Here is a 21961-nt window from a genome sequence, read left to right on the forward strand (position 1 = left end):
TGACAAAATGGGCACCTTACATCGACTTTAGCCATGAATATTCTCCGATAAATTACCCTATATTACAGGTTAATCACCGGATTGAATACATGACCTAAATCTTAATGATTTTATTTTCATGTTGAATAAAGAGCTTAATAGAGATAATGGGTACTATCATTATTAAATTAGGCCATAAAACTTAACAAAAATAGTAATAAAAATCATTACTAAACACCTATACTTTCAAAAAATAACGCAATATCAATCGTTATTTATGCTTTACTATTAAATTTTTATATCGATAAGCAATGGCAGCCATAGTCAAAATAGCATATAAAATAGGCTCTGGCGTCATTGTTTTCATCGATAAAACATAGTGGAAAATAATCATTAATAATGTTGGATAAAGCAAATAATGGATCCTTTTCCACCACATCCCTAGTCGTGATCGAATACAGCCAAATGAACTTATCGCCATTATAAATAAGCTCAACCAACATACAGCGCCTATTACTAAATATAAATGTGAAAAAACTTCAGAGAAAAACAATGACAGATTATTCCAGCCAATCTCTAGTAATAAATAACTGCATAAATGCAATAGAGCCCAAACAAAACACCATAATCCAAGTAATTTACGTGTCTGAAAAAGCGTATTAAATCGCAAAAAATGAGCCAATATAGGGATCAGTGCAACCGTAATCAATAAGCGCAATGCAATGAGCCCTGTAAAATGTTGAATATCTTTCGTAGGTTCAGCTCCTAAAGCCTGACTATTTATTGCATAAACCAACCATAATAAAGGCAATAACGCCGCAGTATGAGCAATAACTTTAGTGATCAAAACAGCTGCACGATTTTCTGTCAGCATTAAAAATATCTCCGTAGATCCATCCCTTTATAGAGATCAGCGACCTGCTCACCATACCCATTGAACAATAATGTTGGCTGCCGATTTACTTGTCCAAAGCCACCTGAACCAATAAAACGTTCAGTTGCTTGAGACCAACGTGGGTGGTTTACCTGTGGATTTACATTTGCATAAAATCCATATTCACTTGGTGCAGAAAGATTCCATGTTGTTGGCGGAATATCGCTAGTTAAACGAATTTTTACAATTGATTTAATACCTTTGAATCCATATTTCCATGGCACAACCAGACGAATAGGAGCACCATTTTGATTTGGTAATGATTTTCCATACACTCCAGTTGCTAATAATGTCAGTGGATTCATCGCCTCATCAATGCGTAAGCCTTCAACATAAGGGTAATCTAATCCACCGCCAATAAAACGACTTTTTTGACCGGGCATTTCTTCGGGTGCATAACGTGTTTCAAACGCAACATACTTCGCATGACTTGTTGGCTCAGCAAGTGCTAATAACTTCGCTAATGGAAAACCAACCCAAGGGATCACCATCGACCAAGCCTCAACACAACGCATACGGTAAATACGTTCTTCTAAAGTGAATTTATTTTGAATATCATCTAGATTTAACGTCATTGGTCGGTTCACTTCTCCTTCAACAGTCACCGTCCATTCATCTGTTTTCATCGTATGTGCATATTCAGCAGGATCTGATTTATTCAATCCAAACTCATAGAAATTATTATAACCAGTCACTTTATCTTCTGGTGTCAATATCAAGGATGATTGATATTCTTCAGGTTGAATAAATGTTAAGACCTTTCTATCTACCTGCGGAACCGTAGATTTGTCATCACTAAACCATGAAAATAAATCCGCTTTAACTGCGGATGATAATGCAATTCCCGACACTCCAACCCCTAACAATTTAAGTAGTTTTCTACGTTTCATAAAAAATACAGATTCAGGGGTAATTTGTGACGAAGAAATTTTATCTCGTTTTTTCATGGTGCTCTCCATTACTCAAAAACATGGGCCGTGGTTTAAAAAGAAAACATGTTCTTTCTATATCATGCCTGTTATACCTGAAGAAAAAGAGAAAACACTGACATTAAGATGACAAATTTGTCATCTTAATCATTATCATAAGGAAAATTCAAAATGAGCGTACTTTGCCCTGCCTGATGCCTAAAAGCGACGCAGCCACCATGCAACTCAATAATCGCTTTAACAATTGATAGCCCTAACCCGCTACCTTCAGAAGTTCGTGAATTATCTCCTCGCCAAAAACGTGTAAAAATTTCTTCGCTATCTGGCAGCACTTCGCCATGATTCACAATACTAATAGATAGCGTATTGTGCTTTGCTGAGATATTAGTGATTACCTGAGTATGAGGCTGAGCATATTTAACTGCATTCGAAATGACATTTATTAATACTCGAACCAACAACACGCGATCTGCATTAAGACTTAGTTTTGATGGATGACATAACAAAACAATATTTTTTTCTTCAGCGTAAACAGAAAATAGCTCATAAACTTCATTAACCAGATCAAACAGCGGCAGTACTTCTCGTTTTAGTGCAATATTTCTATTTTCCGCACGAGCGATAAACAAAATACTTTGAATTATCTGTGCTAATTTATCTAACTCTTCAATATTACTGGCAATCACCGATTCATATTCACTAACACTGCGTGAGCGCTGAAGAACAATTTCATTTTGCACCCGAATAGCATTAATGGGTGTTCTAAGCTCATGAGCGAGATCATCAGCAAGCTGAGTTAACTTAACAAAATCTCCCTTCAATCTTGACCGCATAATGTTAAGTGATTCCCCGAGCTCTTTTAACTCCTTCGGAAGCAGTGCGATTTCGATTGAATGATTTAATGACTGAAGATCGGTATTGGCCGTTGTTTGACTAAGGAACTGTATATCACGTAGCCCTTTTTTAATTAACCAAAGACTTAATAGCCCCATTAAAATAATTGAGATCAATGAGATCACTAAACTTTGTGTCAAATACTTAGCTAACACACTATCACGATCCACTGATGCCTTAGCTAATACGATATTCAAACGCCCCATCGGTGCATCAATATTAAAATTTACGGCGGAAATAGGGATCCCTGAAGATGTTCGCCAATGAGAAATATTATTTGAATCAAGAGTCTCTAACTGTACTAATTTTAGATGGCCTGAAGTCAACATATCAGCATTTGTCGCAACAATGATCTGATTTTCAGCATTTTTTATTTGGATAATGTCTTGTCTCATATCCATCATGCGCTGGAAATACATAGGTAGTGTTTTGATATCTATACCGCTTGCGATCAACTTTGCCAATTGATCTGTACGATTGATAAGTAAGTTATAATCTCGCTCGATCAATTCATTTTTCAAGGAATGATAAAGTACCCAAGTCACCAATCCTGCATTGACAATCATAAGTAAAATAAAAGAAAGAATGAGCTGAAAGCGGAGTGATTTTTTCTTCATACACTTGGCCTATTACATCGATATCCCATACCACGGATGGTTTCTATTAATTTAACGTCATAATCATCATCAATTTTTTTTCTTAATCGCCTGATAGCAACATCAATGATATTTGTATCGCTTTCAAAATCGATTCCCCATACCTCACTCGCAATCAGCGTTCTTGGTAATATTTCATCAGTATGCAAGACAAAGAAAAGTAATAATGAATACTCTTGGCGAGTCAAAATAATCTTATTTCCTCCACGCTCAACATCATGGCGAGTAAGATCTATTTTTAAATCAGCTAATTCGATATGAGTCGAAGAATGTTGGTTAACTTTAAGTTGATTTTTAACCCTTGCTAATAATTCAGAAAAAGAAAAAGGTTTAACCAAATAATCATTAGCACCTAATTCAAGCCCTTTAACCCTGTCATCAACCGCATCCCTTGCCGTTAAACAAATTACAGGCACCGATTTAGAAGTACGTAATATTTTTAAAATATCCCAGCCATTCATCCCCGGTAGCATAATATCTAATATTACCAACTGATAATCGTTTTCAAGCGCAAAATAGAGGCCATCTCTGCCGTCTGATGCAATATCAACAACAAAACCCGCTTCTTCTAATCCTTTTTTAACCCAACTTTGGGTTTTAATATGATCTTCAATCAATAGTATCTTCATGCCACCCCCAAGTTACTGTGAACACTAATTTACCTGAAGAGCAAAAACGAAACTAACAACTTATCTTAAATTAATTAGATTCCCATTGCGAAACATAAGATATCGCCACTATTTGTAAATAGCAGCAAATAGCTCAGATGACATGTAAACTACCGAATAAATAACTCAATAAGACAAAAGTCATGTGCTGTTTGAGAACCAATAACGTATTGCAATGACTTTCCATCATTTTCAACCAATGCAGTTTCAAATAGCGTTAATTGGCGCTGCTCACCATTAACATAAAGATCAAGTTGATCCGTAGCATTAAAAATTGTTCTGCGCAACTAAATCAGGACACTTTTCTTAAGGAATTTTGTTCATACTCAATTGGGGGCAGATCACCGTTGGCAGTATGAAGCCTTTCTAGGTTGTAATAGCGCATATATGCGATAACATCTTCTTTCATCTGTTTCCGAGTCGGCTGTGGGATTTTCAGTACCCAATCGTGTTTTAAACTGCCAAAAAATCGTTCTACAACGGCGTTATCCCAACAGGCTCCAACATCACCCATGCTTGCCCTAATGCCATAGCTTGTTAGCAAGCGGCGATATCGCTTACTCGTATATTGAGAGCCTCTATCACTATGAAAGACTAAGCCGTTTTCGGGCTGGCGTAAGTTATACGCTTTCATCAAGGCTTTACTGACTAAATCTGCCGTCATTCGTTTATCGATGTGCCAACCCACAATACGGCGTGAGTATAAGTCCATCACGATGGCTAAATACATCCAGCCTTCCCCTGTTTTTAAATAGGTCACATCACCCGCCCACACTTCGTTAGGTGCGTGAGGATTAAAATTTTGATTGAGCAAATTATCGGCTACGGCATCACTGTGTTTGCGTTTTGTGGTGACTTTGTAAGCAACGCGCTGAGTGACGACTAGGCCAAGCTGAGCCATTAGCTTTTGAACGCCATAAGCACTCACGCTAAAGCCCTCTTTGCATAACCGTTTACGTAACGTTCTATAACCTAAGCTATTTCGACTCTGTTCAAAGATAGCTTTGGCTCTGCGGTACAGGCTAAGTTGTTCTGCGGTGATCAATTTTGCTGGGCGTTTAAGCCAAGAATAGTAGGCAGAACGACTTATTTTCATTAACTTGCAGAGCTTCAGCACGGGAAACTGTGAAGATAATTGCTTAATCGTTTTAAACGCTACTTGGTTTCCTTTAGCAGGAGGGCGCTGGCTTTTTTTAGGATCTCTTTCTCCATCCTAAGTTCTTTATTTTCTTTTCGAAGCCTTAATAGCTCAGCTCTCTCATCGGCATTCAAGCTGCTACCGGATTGTTCAGCGTCGAATTTTGCTTTCCAGTTATAAAGTAATTTATCGGTGATCCCTAATGAAGCTGCCGCTTTTGGGACGCTATAACCTTGTTCGGTGACTAATGCGACCGCTTCTTGCTTAAACTCAGTAGTATAAAACTTGTTTGTTCGTTTTTTCATTTAACACCTCAATAATTGGATTATATTCCATTATTGTAAGCGCGTCATAAACCCCACATTCTAATTAATCTCGGTACGTCCTAAGATCAACTCTCCAACCTCAAGGAGATTTGAAATGAGAAAGCGGCTCACCAACCAAGAATGGCAACGACTTATCGAGCAATCTGAATCGAGTTCGCTGCCAAAGCGCACATTTTGCAAGCTTAATGACCTTAACCCTTCTACGTTTTATGCCAAACGTCAACAGTTGTTGGGCACAGGGCAATCTCAAACAGGTGGCTTCATCAAAGCCGAAGTCGTTGAAAAAACAACACGCACCTCAATGACTCACGCTCCCGTTGCCAGCATGACACTCTTCATTAATCACGTTAAACTTAGCATTCCTCAGGAAACCCCTGCGGTTTACTTAGCTGAATTAATCGTGGCGCTGTCATGAACAGAATGTTGAGAGCCCCGAATGTTTACCTGTATCGGGAATTCGTGGATTTTAGAAAGTCCATCAATGGTCTGGCGGCCATTATTGAGGCTGAAACCGATTTACCCTTAGGCACAGGAGCGTTATTCCTGTTTACTAATAAACAGCGTGACAAAATCAAAGTGTTGTATTGGGACAAAACGGGCTTCGCCCTGTGGTATAAACGGCTGGAAAAAGCTAAATTCAAATGGCCTACTCAAGAGAAAAAACAGGTGTACATCCTGACTCAATTTGACTTAGATAGGCTGTTATCTGGCTTCACCATAATCGGCCATAAACCGATAAAAATAGACGGTTTTACAATGGGTTAATCACGATAAAAGTCAGTTATGCCAAGCCTTGGCGTGGTGTTTTTAGTATCATGAATGCCATGAAAAAGACGCCCGATATTAATCCAGAAAGCCAAAACATTGCCGAACTTCAAGCGATGGTGAAAACCTTAGTGTCGGAGAAAATGGCGTGGCAGCAAGAGCGCCAATCCCTCATTGAACAGTTCAAGCTTGCTCTTGAGCGTCAGTTCGCTAAACGCTCAGAAGCGTTGACGCCTTATAATGAAGCGCAAGGTGATCTCTTTAATGAGGCTGAATGGGAAGCCGCTAAAGAAGAGGACGTTGTGACGACCACGACGACGGTCACAAAACGCCGCGGTAAACGCCAACCGTTGCCTAAAAACTTACCGCGTGAAATCGTTGTTCTTGACCTTGATGAGCACGATAAGCAATGCCCTTGCTGTCAACATACGCTCCACAAAATCGGTGAAGACCGCAGTGAAAAGTTAGCGTTCACGCCCGCGGAATTAAAAGTGTTGGAATATGTACGCCCGAAATATGCTTGTCGTCAATGTGAACAAACCGCTGAGACAAGCCCTATTCACCAACAGCCTGCGCCAGAGAGTCTCATCCCGAAAAGCTTCGCCACCGAAAGCCTACTGACCAATATCATTCTGGGGAAATATCAGTATGCCCTTCCGCTGTATCGTCAGGAAACCTTGTTCACTCAATCGGGTATTGAGTTGTCGAGAACTACGATGGCAAGGTGGGTGATCCAGGTGAGCGAGAAGTTCAAACCTCTGTATAAAGCGCTGAAAACGCACTTGCTTGAGCAAGTAGTGGTTCAAGCCGATGAAACGCCGCTCAATGTGCTTAAGGAAGACAAGCAATGTTACATGTGGTTGTACTGCTCAGGAGCCGACTCCCCCGAAGCTACACGCTCAGACATGAAGAATATCGTCTTATTCGACTATCAAAATAGTCGCGCGAGAGCTTGTCCAGTGGGCTTCTTGGGTGATTACGCGGGCTATCTGCAAAGTGATGGCTACGGTGCTTATGATGGATTAACGCGAGTGAGCAATGTGGGTTGCTTCGCGCATGCACGTCGTAAGTTCATGGAGGCGAAGAAGCTTCAGGGTAAAGGTAAATCGGGTAAAGTCGACGTGGCATTAGCGAAAATCCAAAAGTTGTACGCCCTTGAATCTCGATTAAAATACGCTTCGGTAGAAGAACGTTGGTCTGAGAGGCAATCGAAAGCCAAACCGATGCTCTATGAACTTTATGACTGGTTAACCTCACAGAAAGTCATCGAATCGAGTCCGCTTGGTAAAGCCATCAAATACACCTTGGGTCAGTGGCCTAAGTTGATACGCTATGTTGAAGATGGGCATTTATCTATCGACAACAACCGTGCGGAACGCGCCATCAAATCGTTGGTCATTGGCAGAAAAAACTGGCTTTTTGCTAATAATGCACATGGTGCCGATGCCAGTGCGCTGCTGTACAGCATCATCGAGACAGCAAAAGCTAACGGGCTAATCCTCTACGATTACCTGGTGAAATGTATGAAAGAGCTGGCGAAGTCAGAGCCAGATATCAACTCACTTCTTCCCTGGAACTTCTTACATTAAAACTAAAGCGCTCCGTGGGATCATGGGGCGCTTACGTTCTACCTAAGAGACCTATCAGATCAAGTCTGAATTAATACACTTTAATGATTATGTTAAATATTCTAAGCTGGTGGCTTAATTTGAATAGCCACCTCAATATTATATTTTTGATGATAGCTAGAGTCTATGCAGAAAGAAGTGCTTGATCATGGAGAGCAATGGGTTCTTTCTGTTCTAAGTTATTAAGTGCGCGTACTAAAGAACGACCAATTGCATAAGATAAATTAACAGGCACAGCATTACCTATTTGCTTATATTTAGCCGTCATTGGCCCCGAAAACTCCCAATCGTCAGGGAACGTTTGGATGCGAGCATATTCTCTTACTGCTAATGGTCGTGTTTCTTCTGGGTGACAGCGTTCTGTCTGTTTTTGAGCAGGCGAACAAGTTAAGGTTAAACTCGGTTCATCCCAAGATAAACGCCTCGCCATACCTGTTTTTCCACCACCTAAATAATAACTTTTCTGCATGTATTCTTTCTGAAGTTCTTCAGGGAGGTCACGCCAATACCCTCCTTGAGGTACCAAAGATAAAATTTCTTGTTTTCTTTTAGGATATTTTTGACCATCTGATTTAGGTACATCTGTTGCAAATAGTTCACCTGCCTTCAATGCATCACGCATTGTCATGACTCTGTGGTAAGGCGAAGGCCAATAATATTCAATTGAATCAACTAAGTCTTTTCTAATCGCGACCAAAATGAGTCTTTCACGTTTTTGGGGTACTTGATAAAAAATAGCTTTCAGTACTTTAGGATCAACCAATGAGTAACCAATTTCATCAATTGTATTAGTTATTGTTTGTAAGGTTTTACCATCGTCGTGATTTAGTAAACCTCTAACATTTTCTGCTAATAAAATTTTAGGTTGTACCTCTTGAACCGCTCTTGCAAATTCAAAAAATAAAGTTCCTCTGGTATCCTCAAATCCCATTTTTTTCCCTGCATAAGAAAATGCCTGACAAGGAAAGCCCCCCGCCAAGACATCAACTTGACCTTTGTATTGAGAAAAATCGATACCAGAGACATCACCTTCGATAACATTCCAATCAGGTCTATTTAAACGAAGGGTATTACAAGCATGCTTGTCAATTTCATTTAACATGACAGCGGATAATCCAGCTTTTTCTAAACCTAAAGCCATACCACCTGCACCAGCAAAGAGCTCTAATACAGTAAACTTTTTAACTGGCTTAGTTTGCAATTCATTTTCCCAATTACTTTTATAAAGTGCTTGAATTTCTTCAAATTGCATAAGTTGCTCTTTTTCGTAGTAACGATAGTTATTATCAGGATTACGTTTAGATTTTAATTTTTTGCTTGAATCCCAACGCCGTAAAGTCTCTTTTGTAACACCTAAAAGGTCTGCAACTTCAGCGATAGAAAATTCATCTTGTAACATAATAGTGATTCCTGATAATCTTGATCATGGTTACAACTGTATATATAGTCATGTTAAATGTCAAACGTTGATCATGGTTATTTACCGTAGGCTTCAGTAAAATAGCTCATAAATAATTCGACATCAGGAATAGCAAAATCTTTTTGTCCATAATACTGTCGATAAACTATTTCGATAACTTTAGGTAATGCTTCATGTAATTCTTTTAAAGCATCCACTCTTCCCGTCACGATGTGATAAAAACTTGCACCATCAATACTTCTAATCAAAGGGTTTACAGGACACTTAGTGCCAGTTCCTTTATCTGATGGAATGAACGGCTCATTATAACGGACAGGTTTTCTAGGAATGATATTAACAAAATAAGCGGTAAAATCCTTAAATTGACTATGTTTAGGGGAAACTTGGTCATCTAATGATTTATACATTGCAGCAAGGTTACCACCTGTTACGGTATTATATTTATTCTTAGATTCTGCAATAATTTTCTTATCATAATTGACTAAATCTACAATTCCACCAGTACCTAAATCACTCCAACCATCAACATAACCTAATATTTTTTGATGGAATGTGCCCACATGATTTTGAATGGTTTTTTGACACTGCCTAGCCATTTCGGAATTTCGCCATTCTTCATGACTTTTGAAGTCAGAGGCTTCAAACAGAGCACCAAATGGATCAATAACATTTTTATTGAATGATTTTTCAGCATCTTGTCTTTTTTTTACGGCTTTATCTAAAAGGTATTTAACTTCTTTTATTAAATCTTCATCAGATATATATGCTAGAAAAGGCATTGTAGTTCTTCTCTGTAAATAATGAATGCGTTTAAATTAAGGTTATTGTGTAATGCATTGATTCAGTTGATTATATCTAGACTGTGAAGTCTAATTTATAACATACTAAATTTAAAAGAGAATAAGCATAACATACATGAATAGAATGAACATTAAGGAGTGTTTCTGTTGTGATGGATTGCATATATTTTTGCAAAACAAATAAGTACTTAACTAATAGCGAAACGTGTGTAGCGATGTAATGGACGTCCCTCTGCGTAAGTTTTGCCATACTTATGCTGATTTTATTCACAGAGGTACTACATCATGAACGAGATTAAAGTTAATGGATTTGAAGTCGGAATATCAGCAAAATACAGTTGAAGTATAGATAATTCGGGTAATATTGTTCATGATATTCCCCTATTCATTTATTACCATTCGAAAAGGGGCTGTTAACTGCATTTTTCAATAGTAACAGATTCACTAAACGTCAGATGCCTATTACCATGAATGGAGATCACCTAATAATGGGTCACATCCATGAAGATCGGGTAATAACATTCGCTTTTGTCGCCAATTTTGTTGTCACTCATCTTGGGTCAATTGGCAGTCAATCGGAGAATAAGTCGTCTGTTGCCTCCCGGCTTACAACAGACGGCTGCATAACATCCAGTCTGAATAAACATTGGTATTATATTGCCTATTTAAAGCAATATAACGCGACCAACCAAACAAGCAGTCCAATCACCCACCATTTAAAGATAGCAATACACTGCTTTTTAAAAAAACGTTTTAACATGGTTAGGCATCCCGAGCGATTAACAAGTACAATAGTCCTGCGAGTATCGGGTCAATAATAATCCCTAAAATAAACCAAGCCCAAAATGAACGTCCACCGCTTGAAGCAACTATTCCTAATAATAAAGCGAGCCCGATCCAAAGTAATATTAATGGCATTTTATTATCCTTTATTGAGTCAATTCGATATCAAGTCGTAAAGGGGATCATTCCCCGGTCGGTTATTTTTACTCAACACGCCACAGTGATTGTGCCTCCCTGTCGATTTGCTGAATAAATGTGTTGAGACCAGGTCGAATATATTCCTGATAGTAAGATTGAATGATATTGTCAAATTGGGGATCCCAATTGGCTTTGTAGGCGAAACGAAAACAATACGAAGGAGCAAAAGTCATAGTATTTCCATCCGTTGACGTAAAAATAAAATCACAACTTGCTACGGTAGGTTGCTGCTCTTTGATAATAGAAAAATCAATACGTTGTTCTAATTTTGTTAGCTGTGATTGTTGTTTTATTTCAGAGATACGTTGCTGGAATCGTTCTTTGAGTACAACATAACTGGCGTCTCGTTTATCCATTGCCTCGCGTGTACGTGTATATTTTGCGATATGCTCATGAATATCCGTCATTGCTAATTCATAAGGAACTTGCTTAAAAAATAGATTACTGAAAGCATAATTAATGCGTCTATTGATATTGCACGGAAATTTTTCACTAAAATCACTACAAATCACACCGTTGTTATCTTTGGTATCTAAGCCCGTATTATTACCAGCTAAAATCGTTAAGGCTTGTTGCTCAATGGATAGTAGCGTTTCGATTGTCTTTACAACGTAGGTATCTTTAGTTAAGTCAATTTCATCTGATTGATTTACCGGCATGCCGTAGGAATTTATTTGGATAATGTATTGTTTCTCTTCCGTGTCCTTAAAGAACTCTTTAGGCAGTTCGAAATCATGAATGGCTTTTGAGGTATCCTGCGTATTTCCTACTTTATAGTTGTTACGTAAGTACTGTAATAACTCATTTTTCAACTGGTTATATGTGATGGAAATACCACTATCAGACACCTCTTTTAATCCCTTATCGCCGTTTTCTAGATAAAATTTCGATAATTGAGCCTCTTTATTCTGTTCATTAAAATGATGTGCGTCATTACTAAGGCGCTCCCACGCCTGCTGCTCTGATTTGTTGATATTGCGTGTAATCAGCTGATTGGCAGCGTTAGGCGATATTTGGCAAGTATAGCGAACGATATCACGGTGGCGTTCATCGTTGACAGTCTCCCATTTTACCTTTTCACATACTGAACGGTGGTCAAGGGCATTACCGACCGTAATCGTATTATCATTGAATGTGACCATCTCTTTGACCTGTTGAATGTTGGTGTTATCACCACATCCTGCCAATAGTAGGTTAGCCGCTAAAAAAGTCATTTTTTTCATTTTTTGTATCGTCTTGTCTTATCAAGTAAGCATTACGCTTTTTTCATTTTTTGAGGATAACGAGAAGGCCATATTTCATGCGCAGGGACACCAATAGCATCAGCGATGATTTGTTCCGCGCGGGGATAAGGCGCTCTTAATGCATTACGTAAAGTCGATGCTGACAACCCCGCAGCAACAGATAACTGTGCCAATGAAAGCCCTTGCTTATGTAAGGCAGCAACAATATCGGCACGATGCCAATCTGTTTCTTGCATGGATAACTTTTCCTTTTCATTGAATTGTGAGAACCTAGCAGTTACACCAGAGTGTAACCGCATAGGGTAATTGTTCATGTTAGTTAATAGATTAGATCGAAACATGGATTCAATCAAATGTTATTTTACTTTAGTTAACACTCGACAATGCCAATGACCGTTATCCATGAATTAAGGTATTGAATGACAATGAAAATAAGTAAAGAATGGTTTCTCGCTAAAGAGCTTGTTCATATTCCGGGTTTTCCGACAACACCACAAGGGGTTAACAAACGAGCTCGTTTAGAGAATTGGAAGAAACGTGCTGTAGCAGTCCCTGGCGCTAGAGGCCGTTCATTTGAATATCACATCGATAATTTTTCAACGGAAATTCAAGCTGTACTTAATCAATCTGAGTTTCTTTCAAATAAGCAGGGATTAACGGTACAAGAACAGGAATGGTTAACCTTATTTCGTTCGTTATCTGAATCAGAGCAAGCTTCTCTGCTGTATACGCTAAGACGTAAAGGAATTGAGTGGTTGATAATACAACGTGAATGAGTCTAACGTTGCCACATTATTGCTATTAAGCAACTTGTTTTAGTTTTAAGTCGATAGGCGCTTCACCTCTTGATGCGCTGATTTGCTGATTCAGCCATTGTTCGACTTCACTTTTAAACCAGCGTGAGCTGCGTCCAAACTTAATGGGTTTGGGAAACTCACCTTTCTGTATCAGCTTATAAAACCATTTATCAGTTAACCCTGTGTATTGGGTGATAAATTTCATGTCAATGAGTGGGTTGGTTAACACTAAGTCATCTGTATGGTTAATTGAAGTATTACTGGTCATCGTTTGTTTCTCCTAAAAGTGAAAAGGAGAAGGATTCGAAAGGGTTAATGAATGCGGTATGAATCCTTCAAACGATAACGCGGGGCTGTAAATTATTTTTTCCCATTAGGTTTGTTTCAGTTGTTGAGCGTTCATCGTGCAAGCAACATTATAATACCAACATTCATGATCCCCCTTTAAAGCTCACGATAGCCATTCTACGAGGTTTAACTTATCTAACTGATATTCTCTACTCCGTTTGTTTAGAACGGGATGAGCGGCGTTTACGGTGACGAGAACGCCCTGTTGGTTTGTAGGATGATAACGTTGAGAGGGTGTAAACCGGTTTATCTCCCTTTTGTTCTGATTTGGCTAAATAATTCACTACGTATCGCATGTCTGCTCTACCTGCCTCATGACGATAATCCACAGGAAAACGAATTGATGCCTGATAGTCCTGTTTATCGGGGCAATGGTAGAGATAGCCTTCACCCTCAGTGATTATCTTCCAGAGTTGATTCATTCGTTCACAGAATGCCCATTTCTTACGATGCTGCTGACCATTCACATAAATGACTGCATGGGCATGTAACCCTCTATCTAGGCCATCTTCAATCACCCATGCATGACCAATGATGCCAGAGACCTCTGAGAGTCGTAACATGAGAAGGGTCATGTCTGTGGCTAATTGGTGAATATCGCCGTAGCGATAACGATCGGTTTTTTCTCGCCAATGGAAGTCGGTACGTATCATCAGTATTTTGGAATAGCGTTGAAATAAATCCGATTGATGTCGATACAATGCCTGTTGTAAATGTGGAATAGGGGTATAGCGAGATACTGAGTTCATCACGTTAGCTCCGTTGTTAAATAGGTTCAACGGATAAGTGCTAGCTGTAAATTTTTCAGTATCAGAATGGGATAAAGATTTTTTCTATATTCATTGTTGAGGCATCGTTAGGAAGAATACGCCCCTAGGTTGGTTTCTATTTTTAACCCTAAGGGGTGAGAGGGTTAACGTAACGGTTATTAGGGGCGTGGTTGATGGGGTGTTCAATGTTGAATTATTCACTTCGTGTATGCTCATTACTATGGCAATAATTCAATGGAGAATTTTGATAAGAAAATATGATTAAGTAATGCTAATGAGTTAATGCTTCTTTATAATAATATTAATAACCTAATCGTTTCATAAAATTGGTATTTTTATGTCTTCGTTTTTATGACTGAAATCCGAGCCTTTATTCTCATTTATAGCTACCAATTCATTATCTGAATACGGTAAACTGAGTTGTTGCTTACCATCATTTTATACGATTTTTCCTCATCAAGTATTTTTAACCTATCCAAGATTTTCTTTGCTGGAACTGATTGCTTTGCAATTCATATCTCAAGTCTAAGCATATCATGAAAGTAAGTGTCCCTTTTTTTAATGCTAAAAAAGTCATCGACCCTTGCGTAAAACCTCATGCACTATATTAGAAACCTAGTAATATTCAATGACACTCTAATATCCAATATCAATTTTGATGTATTTTACACCATGAAAATTAGATTTTAATACCATCATTATTTACATTATAAAACGTAAAAATCAATATTTATACCCATGAATATTTTCTGTGTATGTGATACCTTTTTAATCAGACAATAAAAAATACTGCTCAAAATAATAGTGATGAAGGATAGCGTTGATGACAAATGAACTTTTTAGTGATTTAAATTTTTTGGGGTTGGATTCCAGAGGGAGGGGGATAAAACGCCAAGAGTTTTCATTGGAAGAACTGAGTGATAGGTATTCATTCATCTCCTTTAATAAGTCAAATAAAACAGGGGAAAAATATATTATTCAGAATTTACAGGAGCAGTTTCAGAAGGAATTAAAAATCTCAAAATCATTAGAAGAATTGATGGAAATGAATGATAGACTCTCTGGTGGAGGAAACTCTGACCGCTATATTTTTAAAGCTTTGAGCAGCGACATACGAAAACAGGTGAAGCAACAATTAAGAATTAAACGATCTTGCTATGACAAACTGTATACCCATTATTGCCATGTCAAAAAAGAGAATAAAAAGGATACAATAATGATGTTGCCTGTACTGTTAGGGCTAGATGATGCTATTATTTTGGGGCGTTCCATCTACTTAAGCGATACACCAACGGCTTCGCTTAGTACGACGATAATACTTAGTGCTGTAAAAACATTAAATTCATCTTTCAATAAAATGCTCAGAAGACTAGGTAAGAGAAAAGCCTATAGTGTGTTCAAGGCATGTTCCCATGTTGTTTTACTCGGTGAAAGGAATATTCCTTTCCTACAGGTTATATTTTATTACACTGGTGATATTACAGATTACTTTATCCGTGATATGGCAAGAGAATGGTGTATAGTAAATGAATGTAATGTTTGGCTAGACTACGTTAGATTTGATAGCGAACTTTCCCCTGACTGGGATAATGAATATGATGAATTTTGCCGACAAGGTTATTACTCTGAAGGTCAAGAAAGGTATCAAATTGATGCTGCTATTCGCAATTTAATTCTCCCCTTCTCAAAAGAATATACTGACATATTCATCCCTAAAGAACAAAGCTCAAAGTACAGAAAACATACTAATTATCTTATAAAAAAAGTGACAGCGGGTAAGATTAAGATAGATCCTCACTTTGACGATAAAAAAAGGAAAAAGTTTGTCTGTAACATTAAAAATTCACCTCGCTATCATCTTTACTACCTTGAACAAGTGGCTAAACAGTTTACTAAAATCCCGACTGTAACGGGACCAACGTGTAAAAAATTCACTTATCAAAAAGGTTATATACCTAAAAAGTCTAATAAATCTTAAATACATATTACTTCCTTGAAATACAAAGGTATTTAGCCTTTAACCGACGAAAGGAAGTCATTATGAACAAGAACCAACCCTTTACAGCCTCACCGTTTGAGGCTGTGCTTGCTCCCCTCCCGACCACCATAAAACACCAACTACAACACAAACTCACTGAACTTATCCACTACTCGCCCAGCATTGGTTTAATGGGAAAAACAGGTGTCGGTAAATCCAGTCTGTGCAATGCCTTGTTCCAATCAACCTTATGCCGTGTCAGTGCTGTGAGTGGGTGTACCCGTTCAGCCCAGCGGTATACGCTTTCATTGTCAGGCCGTGATATTACCTTTATTGATTTTCCCGGTGTGGGGGAATCACGCGATTACGACAAAGAATATCAACAACTTTATCAGGCTGTGCTACCGGAGTTAGATTTTATTCTTTGGATCCTTAAAGCCGATGATAGAGCATGGTCAGCGGATGAAGCCTTCTATCAATACTTGGTCGAGCATTGTCATTACTCCCCTGAACGATTTCTCTTTGTTCTGAACCAAGCGGACAAAATAGAGCCTTGCCGAGAGTGGGATATCCACCAGCAACAGCCATCAGAGAAACAGCAGCAACATTTAGTGGAAAAAGTCAATCAGGTGCAACAAGCCTTTAATCCTATCCATCCTGTTGCGATCATTTCAGCTAATGAAAACTACCAGTTGGATAAATTGGCTGAAATATTAATAAATGCACTCCCCGCACAGGCAAGTAGTGCCATTGCAAGGCAATTGAAAACAGACTATTGCTCTGAAACGGTGATTTCTTCAGCTAAACAAGACTTTGGTCATACCGTCGGTGGCTTGATAGAAGAATTGATCGAGGTTTTACCTGTCCCAAAGCCCGTTAAGCAGGTCATGAATCACGTCAGAGAGCGGCTCGTTTCGGTGGCTGTTTCTTTCTGGCGGTGGTTATTCTAAATTTATTTACCTTATACAGACGCGAGCTTCGGCTCGCGTTTTTTGTTCCCACTATCAGGAATTGAATTATGCCTACATTACACCAAGCTTCACCTATCACATGCAAAACGGTTCCCTCATCTCGTCGTGATAACTTTTGGTATCAATATTTTCATACCGTACCGTTATGGATAAAGTTAGAAGGTCAGATATTTCATTTAATGGATACCTTTTGTGATGACTATCAAGGTGCATTCTGGGAGTTTTGTCAGTTATCCAATCAAGGGGCATTTATCTACCCTATGTTGGCAGAAAAGGAATTAACCCTGTTTAATCCACACAATGGGAATGAAGCCACCATGAGCCCTGAAGCTGCTGGGGTCGCTATTTGCTTGATTGTTTTCAGTCTTTGGTCATTTAAAACCGAAAGTGAAGTGATGGTTGAACGATTTTACCAGCTTCGTGACTATGCTATGCAACATGCTGAAAGTGCAGAAATATTTCATCTTATTGACTGAATGAATTCGTCCACTATCCCTAATGCTTCATCCCACCCGCCAAGCTATTAACTCATTCTATTGAACATTGATATCTAAAGGAAATTCATTATGACTCGTTTAGCTTCTCGCTTTGGTGCGGCGAATAGCATTCGTCGCGACCGCCCACTGACCATCGAAGAATTATTCCGTACTGTACCGAGTGTTTTCTCTGAAGAAAAACATGAATCCAGAAGTGGCCGATACACTTACATCCCAACCATTACTTTGCTTGATAGCTTACAAAAAGAAGGGTTTTATCCGTTCTTTGCCTGCCAGACTCGTGTACGTGATTCCAGTCGTCGAGAGCACACTAAGCATATGTTACGACTTCGACGCCATGACCAAATCACAGGTATTCAAGTACCTGAAATCATTCTTTTAAATAGCCATGATGGTTCAAGCAGTTATCAAATGTTACCGGGGTTATTTAGAGCAGTCTGCCAAAATGGTCTAGTGTGTGGAGATACCTTTGGTGAAGTGCGTGTGCCACACAAGGGCGATGTCGTTGGGAAGGTAATTGAAGGGGCTTATGAGGTGCTAGAAACGTTTGATGCGGTAGCTGAAAAACGTGAACAAATGCAATCAGTTATGTTACCGCCACCAGCACAGCAAGCCTTGGCGCATGCGGCTTTGACGTATCGTTTTGGTGAAGAACATCAACCTATTACCGAGGAACAAGTATTACAGCCTCGTCGCTGGGAAGATAAGAAAGATGATTTGTGGACGGTATACCAACGCTTGCAGGAGAATTTAATCAAAGGCGGATTATCGGGCAGAAATGCTAAAGGTAAACGCGCTCGCACGCGTTCAGTGAATGGCATTGATGGGGATATTAAATTGAATAAGGCACTGTGGGTGATGACAGAAAAGATGTATGAGTGTTTTTCTGGAAGAGAACGAATATAAAAGCTTAGCACATCGTTTTTCATAAAATGATGTGCTTGCTATCTATTTGCAGACTGAAATGTGATTAAACAATAAATAGTTATAGAGTTAAGATAATAATTAAATAACAGATGGTTATCTTAACTCTATAAGGTAGAAATATCTAAACGGTTGCGTGTATTTCCGTAATACGCTGATGGATCGTGGAGTAATTTTTTTTCCAATCAAAGTGAGAGTTGACGATATCGGAACAATCTACATTGATGATCTTTGTTGAATTGGTTTCTATAGGGCTATAGCCAATAGGATTACTTAATTTTAGATTTGCTGTCTGGTACATCCATTTCAAGATACCATCATTGGTAGAGTAGCAGTTGTATATTTTACCATTTACAAGGCTAGCTAAATTCTCCCAACTTGCAGAGTCATTACCGACAGCACCACCCAATAAATATATATTCTCAATGTGGATGTTATCTGAATTAAGCCGTTCACTATTGCTTTTTAATGATTCAAGAAGGTAATAAATCACTCTAGAGCCAAGTGAGTGTCCTGCAAAGTCATAATTTTTACTATTAGTTCGTGAAATAATGTCAGCGAGTAGTGCCCCCGTTTTTCCTGCTCTGTGCATTGACACATGCCAATCGTTCGCTAATGCGGTATAGCCAATGGAGGCGACACTCGCTAGCATGGCTAATCTTGCCGCGGCAATTTTTCCTCCTCTTGCTCCAATATTGCAAATTGCAGCTGCGATTTTATCTTTCTCGAAAGGATTCATTAAGGTCTTTCCTAATTTCTTATTGGTAGAGGAAGACCAATTGACACCGTACATTTTTGTATTTTTGTTTATTTTCTTTTGTTGTTCTATCCAGTCAGGGAAATTAATTTCTTCTTCCTGTAAAAAACCATTGATAAATAAAGTTTCTTTATTTTCAGTAGAATCATGTAATTTTCTTATTCTAAATGAGGAGTCTTCACTAATATATTTGTTCGTGATTGCACCACCTATAGTTCCCCCTAATGCTGCGCCACATGCAGTTATAATTAGCGTACCACCGGCTACAGAGCCACCAATAGCAGCAAGTGAAGCATTTGCTAGAGCGGCTCCACTTAAAGTAGAAATTAGCGTTCCAGTTCCCGCAGCTCCTAATACTCCAGTTGAGCCCAATGCAGAGGCAACAGCAACTGATGCCGTTCCTGCGGTAGCTACAGTTGCTGCTCCGACAGCTATCGCTGTTGCAGATATTTTCCCAACTTTGACTAAATTTATACTGTCTCTTTTTATGATTTCGTCATAGTCACTTATTTCATCTATTGAAATATTGAGCCTTTCGAATGAGCCAATAGTTCCATCGTGCTCGGCGCAAAATTCGTCATCCCAGCTTGCATATTGGCTAATCAAATTTGTAACAATATTTTTATCAACGTTATCTTTCTTGAGTTGCTCCTCAATTTCTTGTTTCTTCTGGTCTGATAGTTCACCTTTAGTCATACATTGACAGCCAATGCTTCTACATTCTAAAGTGAAGTTCTGACAATTCTCACAAACATAAACGTTTCTTCTTAGGTAATTCTTTTCTGTGATTTTTTGATTGCTTTTTTTAAAGCAATGAGAACAATATCGTTCCGATAGCATCGTCATTAATGAAGTCCTATAAAATAAATTTATCTGATTCTATCATTAGGAATATTTCATTATTTTTTTGATTGTAAAAAAATATTATCGAGTTCATATAAGTGGCATTACTAGTAGGCTACAGTATTTAAATAGTGGAATTGTTTGCTTCCTAAGTCTCGTTTTAACTTGTTGACTCAGTGTTGAGCATTGCTTTTGAGCAGTTATAATGCAAAATATCAGCAAGTGTTTTTTTAGGAGCTGACCACGTTTATGACTACTCTTGTATTCTCTTATTCACATGCTGATGAATTATTACGGAATGAGCTTGAAAGCATTTATCTCCTTTGAAACGGATGGGGAAAATAACTACATGGCATGATCGTCGTATAGTGCCCGGTCAAGAGTTTGAGCATCAGATCGATAAATATTTTTCTGAAGCAGATATCATTTTATTGCTTGTCAGTAGTGATTTCATTGCTTCAGATTACTGTTATCAAATAGAAATGCGTAACGCATTAGAACGCCACCATTGTGGAGAGGCCGTAGTGATTCCCGTGATCCTTAGAGAGTGTGCTTGGCATGAATTACCGTTTGGAAGCATTATGGCTGCTACCATCGATGGTAAGCCAATTACCAAGTTTGCTACTCATGATGAGGGGTATGTACAGGTTGTAAGTGCAGTTTCCCGCGCTATTGCAGAGATGGAAAAGGAAAAACCACAACTGAGTAAAAATATTCATTCCTTTGCTCATTCTGATCCTCAGACTATTGATACCATATTTACACCTCGTTCCAGTAATCTTTCTTTACCAAAAAAATTTACAGACCTAGATAAAGATAGAGCCCGTAGAGAAGGCTTCGAATATGTAGCTAAATACTTTGAAAATACACTCACTGAGCTAACGAAGCGGCATTCTGAAGTAGAGGTAGAGTTCCATCAGCCAGATGCAAATTCATTTACCTGTAGTGTGTATATTAACGGTCAAAAATCAGGACAATGTGGGATTTGGCGTGCGAGTTCTCATAATTTCGGAATAGGAGACATCTGTTTCAGCTATGATGGTGTAACTCTAAATAGTTTTAATGATAGCTTAAGTGTTAATGATAATGGTCAAACACTTGGTTTTTATAGTTTAATGGGGGGATATGGAAAGAATGAACTCCTTACAAACGAAGGTATGGCAGAGTACCTTTGGGATAAATTCTTTACTCCTATCCAACAGCGTTATCGTTAAATCAGCCCGTATCAGAGCTAAGGCTTTTGATACGGGTAGTCATTAAAGTTCATTGAGTATACATTTAAGTATACAAAAATTTATTTATAAATATATATCAAATAAAAACAATGCATTGCCTATTAAAAGCGAGTCCGGCCTTCGCACCATAAGAACATCAAGAGGTATCAATAGACGTCTTTTTTGTATCTGAAATCCAGTGCTTGCAAGGCTTGTCCTTACTTTTGACGCTAAGATCAACTCAGATCGATTACCTGCATACCCAATCATGTATCGGGTGATTTGGTGCTGAGTTTCAACAAAGCTTCGATAGCCTATTATCATACCCAAGCACCTAAAACGCGTTTGATTGGCGCATTGTCCCAGCAATTGCCTTGTTGAAATAAACTTTGCTTTAACTGGTTAACTCATTTATCCATAGTAAATTTACTAGCACTTATAGCGTTAGTAGCTTTGAGTACGGAATAGCTCTGGTCAAGGGAAAAACTAGTCTCAAATTA

The 21961-nt window shown here is 38.5% G+C and carries 23 protein-coding genes; 9 read left to right on the forward strand and 14 right to left on the reverse strand.

What is annotated here, in order from left to right; genetic code table 11:
* Positions 1–250: 250 nt before the first annotated feature.
* From ACPEH5_RS11170 to ACPEH5_RS11195, 6 genes are all read right to left on the reverse strand, one after another.
* On the reverse strand, positions 251–853 hold the full coding sequence (locus ACPEH5_RS11170) for a sulfite oxidase heme-binding subunit YedZ (RefSeq protein WP_140183065.1): 603 nt from the start codon (positions 851–853) through the stop codon (positions 251–253).
* On the reverse strand, positions 853–1860 hold the full coding sequence (gene msrP, locus ACPEH5_RS11175) for a protein-methionine-sulfoxide reductase catalytic subunit MsrP (protein ID WP_070925334.1): 1008 nt from the start codon (positions 1858–1860) through the stop codon (positions 853–855). Before msrP ends, ACPEH5_RS11170 begins: the two co-directional genes overlap by 1 nt.
* 125 nt (positions 1861–1985) lie before the next feature.
* Positions 1986–3353: a heavy metal sensor histidine kinase gene (locus tag ACPEH5_RS11180; protein ID WP_281111465.1), complete on the reverse strand. Its 1368-nt coding sequence runs from the start codon at positions 3351–3353 to the stop codon at positions 1986–1988.
* Complete coding sequence (locus ACPEH5_RS11185; protein WP_281111464.1) at positions 3350–4021, reverse strand: heavy metal response regulator transcription factor; 672 nt, start codon at positions 4019–4021, stop codon at positions 3350–3352. The genes ACPEH5_RS11180 and ACPEH5_RS11185 overlap by 4 nt, the downstream gene beginning before the upstream one ends.
* A 149-nt stretch (positions 4022–4170) precedes the next feature.
* The gene (locus tag ACPEH5_RS11190; protein WP_281111463.1) at positions 4171–4347 is read right to left on the reverse strand and encodes a hypothetical protein; all 177 of its coding nucleotides are present in this window, start codon (positions 4345–4347) and stop codon (positions 4171–4173) included.
* A 5-nt stretch (positions 4348–4352) separates the two neighbouring features.
* Positions 4353–5503, reverse strand: a protein-coding gene (locus ACPEH5_RS11195; protein WP_423727037.1) for an IS3 family transposase whose coding sequence is annotated in 2 segments (ribosomal slippage) — positions 4353–5227 and positions 5227–5503 — 1152 coding nt in all. Because the reading frame shifts where the segments join, the coding sequence is not laid out codon by codon here.
* A 115-nt stretch (positions 5504–5618) separates the two neighbouring features.
* On the opposite strand from ACPEH5_RS11195, the gene tnpA reads away from it, so the two are divergent.
* From tnpA to tnpC, 3 genes are read left to right on the forward strand one after another with little or no spacing between them, the layout of a single operon-like run.
* Positions 5619–5939, forward strand: a complete 321-nt coding sequence (tnpA, locus tag ACPEH5_RS11200; protein ID WP_281111476.1) for an IS66 family insertion sequence element accessory protein TnpA — start codon at positions 5619–5621, stop codon at positions 5937–5939.
* Positions 5936–6289: an IS66 family insertion sequence element accessory protein TnpB gene (gene tnpB / locus ACPEH5_RS11205; protein ID WP_281111477.1), complete on the forward strand. Its 354-nt coding sequence runs from the start codon at positions 5936–5938 to the stop codon at positions 6287–6289. Before tnpA ends, tnpB begins: the two co-directional genes overlap by 4 nt.
* A 59-nt stretch (positions 6290–6348) precedes the next feature.
* Positions 6349–7878: an IS66 family transposase gene (gene tnpC / locus ACPEH5_RS11210; protein ID WP_423727039.1), complete on the forward strand. Its 1530-nt coding sequence runs from the start codon at positions 6349–6351 to the stop codon at positions 7876–7878.
* Between the two features lie 163 nt (positions 7879–8041).
* On the opposite strand, the gene dcm is transcribed toward tnpC, so the two are convergent.
* The 5 genes from dcm to ACPEH5_RS11235 form a co-directional block, all read right to left on the reverse strand.
* Entirely contained in the window at positions 8042–9316 is a 1275-nt protein-coding gene (gene dcm, locus ACPEH5_RS11215; RefSeq protein ID WP_281110701.1) for a DNA (cytosine-5-)-methyltransferase, read from the reverse strand.
* Between the two features lie 77 nt (positions 9317–9393).
* Positions 9394–10116: an Eco47II family restriction endonuclease gene (locus ACPEH5_RS11220; protein WP_281110702.1), complete on the reverse strand. Its 723-nt coding sequence runs from the start codon at positions 10114–10116 to the stop codon at positions 9394–9396.
* Positions 10117–10899: 783 nt separating this feature from the next.
* On the reverse strand, positions 10900–11055 hold the full coding sequence (locus ACPEH5_RS11225; protein ID WP_281110703.1) for a hypothetical protein: 156 nt from the start codon (positions 11053–11055) through the stop codon (positions 10900–10902).
* Positions 11056–11123: 68 nt separating this feature from the next.
* A complete protein-coding gene (locus ACPEH5_RS11230; protein ID WP_281110704.1) occupies positions 11124–12341 on the reverse strand; it encodes a hypothetical protein in 1218 nt (405 codons plus the stop codon).
* 32 nt (positions 12342–12373) lie between these two features.
* Positions 12374–12598 carry a helix-turn-helix domain-containing protein gene (locus ACPEH5_RS11235; protein WP_281110705.1) on the reverse strand — a complete coding sequence of 75 codons (225 nt, stop codon included), beginning with the start codon at positions 12596–12598 and terminating at the stop codon, positions 12374–12376.
* Positions 12599–12787: 189 nt separating this feature from the next.
* Between ACPEH5_RS11235 and ACPEH5_RS11240 the strand changes: the two genes are divergently transcribed.
* A complete protein-coding gene (locus ACPEH5_RS11240; RefSeq protein ID WP_281110706.1) occupies positions 12788–13138 on the forward strand; it encodes a DNA-binding protein in 351 nt (116 codons plus the stop codon).
* A 25-nt stretch (positions 13139–13163) separates the two neighbouring features.
* Here ACPEH5_RS11240 and ACPEH5_RS11245 read toward each other — a convergent pair whose 3' ends face one another.
* Together ACPEH5_RS11245 and ACPEH5_RS11250 are read right to left on the reverse strand one after the other, a co-directional pair.
* Positions 13164–13427, reverse strand: coding sequence for a helix-turn-helix transcriptional regulator (locus ACPEH5_RS11245; RefSeq protein ID WP_281110707.1), 264 nt, complete (start codon positions 13425–13427; stop codon positions 13164–13166).
* 229 nt (positions 13428–13656) lie between these two features.
* Positions 13657–14256: an inovirus-type Gp2 protein gene (locus tag ACPEH5_RS11250; RefSeq protein WP_281110708.1), complete on the reverse strand. Its 600-nt coding sequence runs from the start codon at positions 14254–14256 to the stop codon at positions 13657–13659.
* Positions 14257–15100: 844 nt separating this feature from the next.
* On the opposite strand from ACPEH5_RS11250, the gene ACPEH5_RS11255 reads away from it, so the two are divergent.
* The 4 genes from ACPEH5_RS11255 to ACPEH5_RS11270 all read left to right on the forward strand — a co-directional run bounded on the left by ACPEH5_RS11255 (position 15101) and on the right by ACPEH5_RS11270 (position 18629).
* Positions 15101–16255, forward strand: coding sequence for a hypothetical protein (locus ACPEH5_RS11255; protein ID WP_281110709.1), 1155 nt, complete (start codon positions 15101–15103; stop codon positions 16253–16255).
* 62 nt (positions 16256–16317) lie between these two features.
* Entirely contained in the window at positions 16318–17205 is an 888-nt protein-coding gene (locus ACPEH5_RS11260; protein WP_281110710.1) for a GTPase family protein, read from the forward strand.
* 68 nt (positions 17206–17273) lie between these two features.
* Positions 17274–17702: an antirestriction protein gene (locus tag ACPEH5_RS11265; protein ID WP_281110711.1), complete on the forward strand. Its 429-nt coding sequence runs from the start codon at positions 17274–17276 to the stop codon at positions 17700–17702.
* Positions 17703–17792: 90 nt separating this feature from the next.
* Positions 17793–18629, forward strand: coding sequence for a DUF932 domain-containing protein (locus ACPEH5_RS11270; protein WP_281110712.1), 837 nt, complete (start codon positions 17793–17795; stop codon positions 18627–18629).
* Between the two features lie 142 nt (positions 18630–18771).
* Here the strand turns inward: ACPEH5_RS11270 and ACPEH5_RS11275 are convergent, their stop codons facing one another.
* The gene (locus tag ACPEH5_RS11275) at positions 18772–20100 is read right to left on the reverse strand and encodes a DUF726 domain-containing protein (protein WP_281110713.1); all 1329 of its coding nucleotides are present in this window, start codon (positions 20098–20100) and stop codon (positions 18772–18774) included.
* Positions 20101–20579: 479 nt separating this feature from the next.
* Here ACPEH5_RS11275 and ACPEH5_RS11280 point away from each other — a divergent pair, with 479 nt between their 5' ends.
* Positions 20580–21461, forward strand: coding sequence for a toll/interleukin-1 receptor domain-containing protein (locus ACPEH5_RS11280; protein WP_281110714.1), 882 nt, complete (start codon positions 20580–20582; stop codon positions 21459–21461).
* The last annotated feature ends 500 nt before the right edge of the window (positions 21462–21961 follow it).

Source organism: Providencia sp. NPDC089933 (genome assembly GCF_049545585.1).
Lineage (GTDB): Bacteria > Pseudomonadota > Gammaproteobacteria > Enterobacterales > Enterobacteriaceae > Providencia > Providencia huashanensis.

Coding starts and splice junctions, on each gene's coding strand:
- ACPEH5_RS11235 (WP_281110705.1), bottom strand. CDS start 12,598: ATGCAAGAAACAGATTGGCATCGTGCCGATATTGTTGCTGCCTTACAT.
- ACPEH5_RS11260 (WP_281110710.1), top strand. CDS start 16,318: ATGAACAAGAACCAACCCTTTACAGCCTCACCGTTTGAGGCTGTGCTT.
- ACPEH5_RS11255 (WP_281110709.1), top strand. CDS start 15,101: ATGACAAATGAACTTTTTAGTGATTTAAATTTTTTGGGGTTGGATTCC.
- dcm (WP_281110701.1), bottom strand. CDS start 9,316: ATGTTACAAGATGAATTTTCTATCGCTGAAGTTGCAGACCTTTTAGGT.
- ACPEH5_RS11240 (WP_281110706.1), top strand. CDS start 12,788: ATGAAAATAAGTAAAGAATGGTTTCTCGCTAAAGAGCTTGTTCATATT.
- ACPEH5_RS11185 (WP_281111464.1), bottom strand. CDS start 4,021: ATGAAGATACTATTGATTGAAGATCATATTAAAACCCAAAGTTGGGTT.
- ACPEH5_RS11265 (WP_281110711.1), top strand. CDS start 17,274: ATGCCTACATTACACCAAGCTTCACCTATCACATGCAAAACGGTTCCC.
- ACPEH5_RS11225 (WP_281110703.1), bottom strand. CDS start 11,055: ATGCCATTAATATTACTTTGGATCGGGCTCGCTTTATTATTAGGAATA.
- ACPEH5_RS11220 (WP_281110702.1), bottom strand. CDS start 10,116: ATGCCTTTTCTAGCATATATATCTGATGAAGATTTAATAAAAGAAGTT.
- ACPEH5_RS11245 (WP_281110707.1), bottom strand. CDS start 13,427: ATGACCAGTAATACTTCAATTAACCATACAGATGACTTAGTGTTAACC.
- ACPEH5_RS11170 (WP_140183065.1), bottom strand. CDS start 853: ATGCTGACAGAAAATCGTGCAGCTGTTTTGATCACTAAAGTTATTGCT.
- tnpC (WP_423727039.1), top strand. CDS start 6,349: ATGAAAAAGACGCCCGATATTAATCCAGAAAGCCAAAACATTGCCGAA.
- ACPEH5_RS11250 (WP_281110708.1), bottom strand. CDS start 14,256: ATGAACTCAGTATCTCGCTATACCCCTATTCCACATTTACAACAGGCA.
- ACPEH5_RS11275 (WP_281110713.1), bottom strand. CDS start 20,100: ATGACTAAAGGTGAACTATCAGACCAGAAGAAACAAGAAATTGAGGAG.
- ACPEH5_RS11230 (WP_281110704.1), bottom strand. CDS start 12,341: ATGAAAAAAATGACTTTTTTAGCGGCTAACCTACTATTGGCAGGATGT.
- ACPEH5_RS11180 (WP_281111465.1), bottom strand. CDS start 3,353: ATGAAGAAAAAATCACTCCGCTTTCAGCTCATTCTTTCTTTTATTTTA.
- ACPEH5_RS11270 (WP_281110712.1), top strand. CDS start 17,793: ATGACTCGTTTAGCTTCTCGCTTTGGTGCGGCGAATAGCATTCGTCGC.
- ACPEH5_RS11280 (WP_281110714.1), top strand. CDS start 20,580: ATGGGGAAAATAACTACATGGCATGATCGTCGTATAGTGCCCGGTCAA.
- msrP (WP_070925334.1), bottom strand. CDS start 1,860: ATGAAAAAACGAGATAAAATTTCTTCGTCACAAATTACCCCTGAATCT.
- tnpA (WP_281111476.1), top strand. CDS start 5,619: ATGAGAAAGCGGCTCACCAACCAAGAATGGCAACGACTTATCGAGCAA.
- tnpB (WP_281111477.1), top strand. CDS start 5,936: ATGAACAGAATGTTGAGAGCCCCGAATGTTTACCTGTATCGGGAATTC.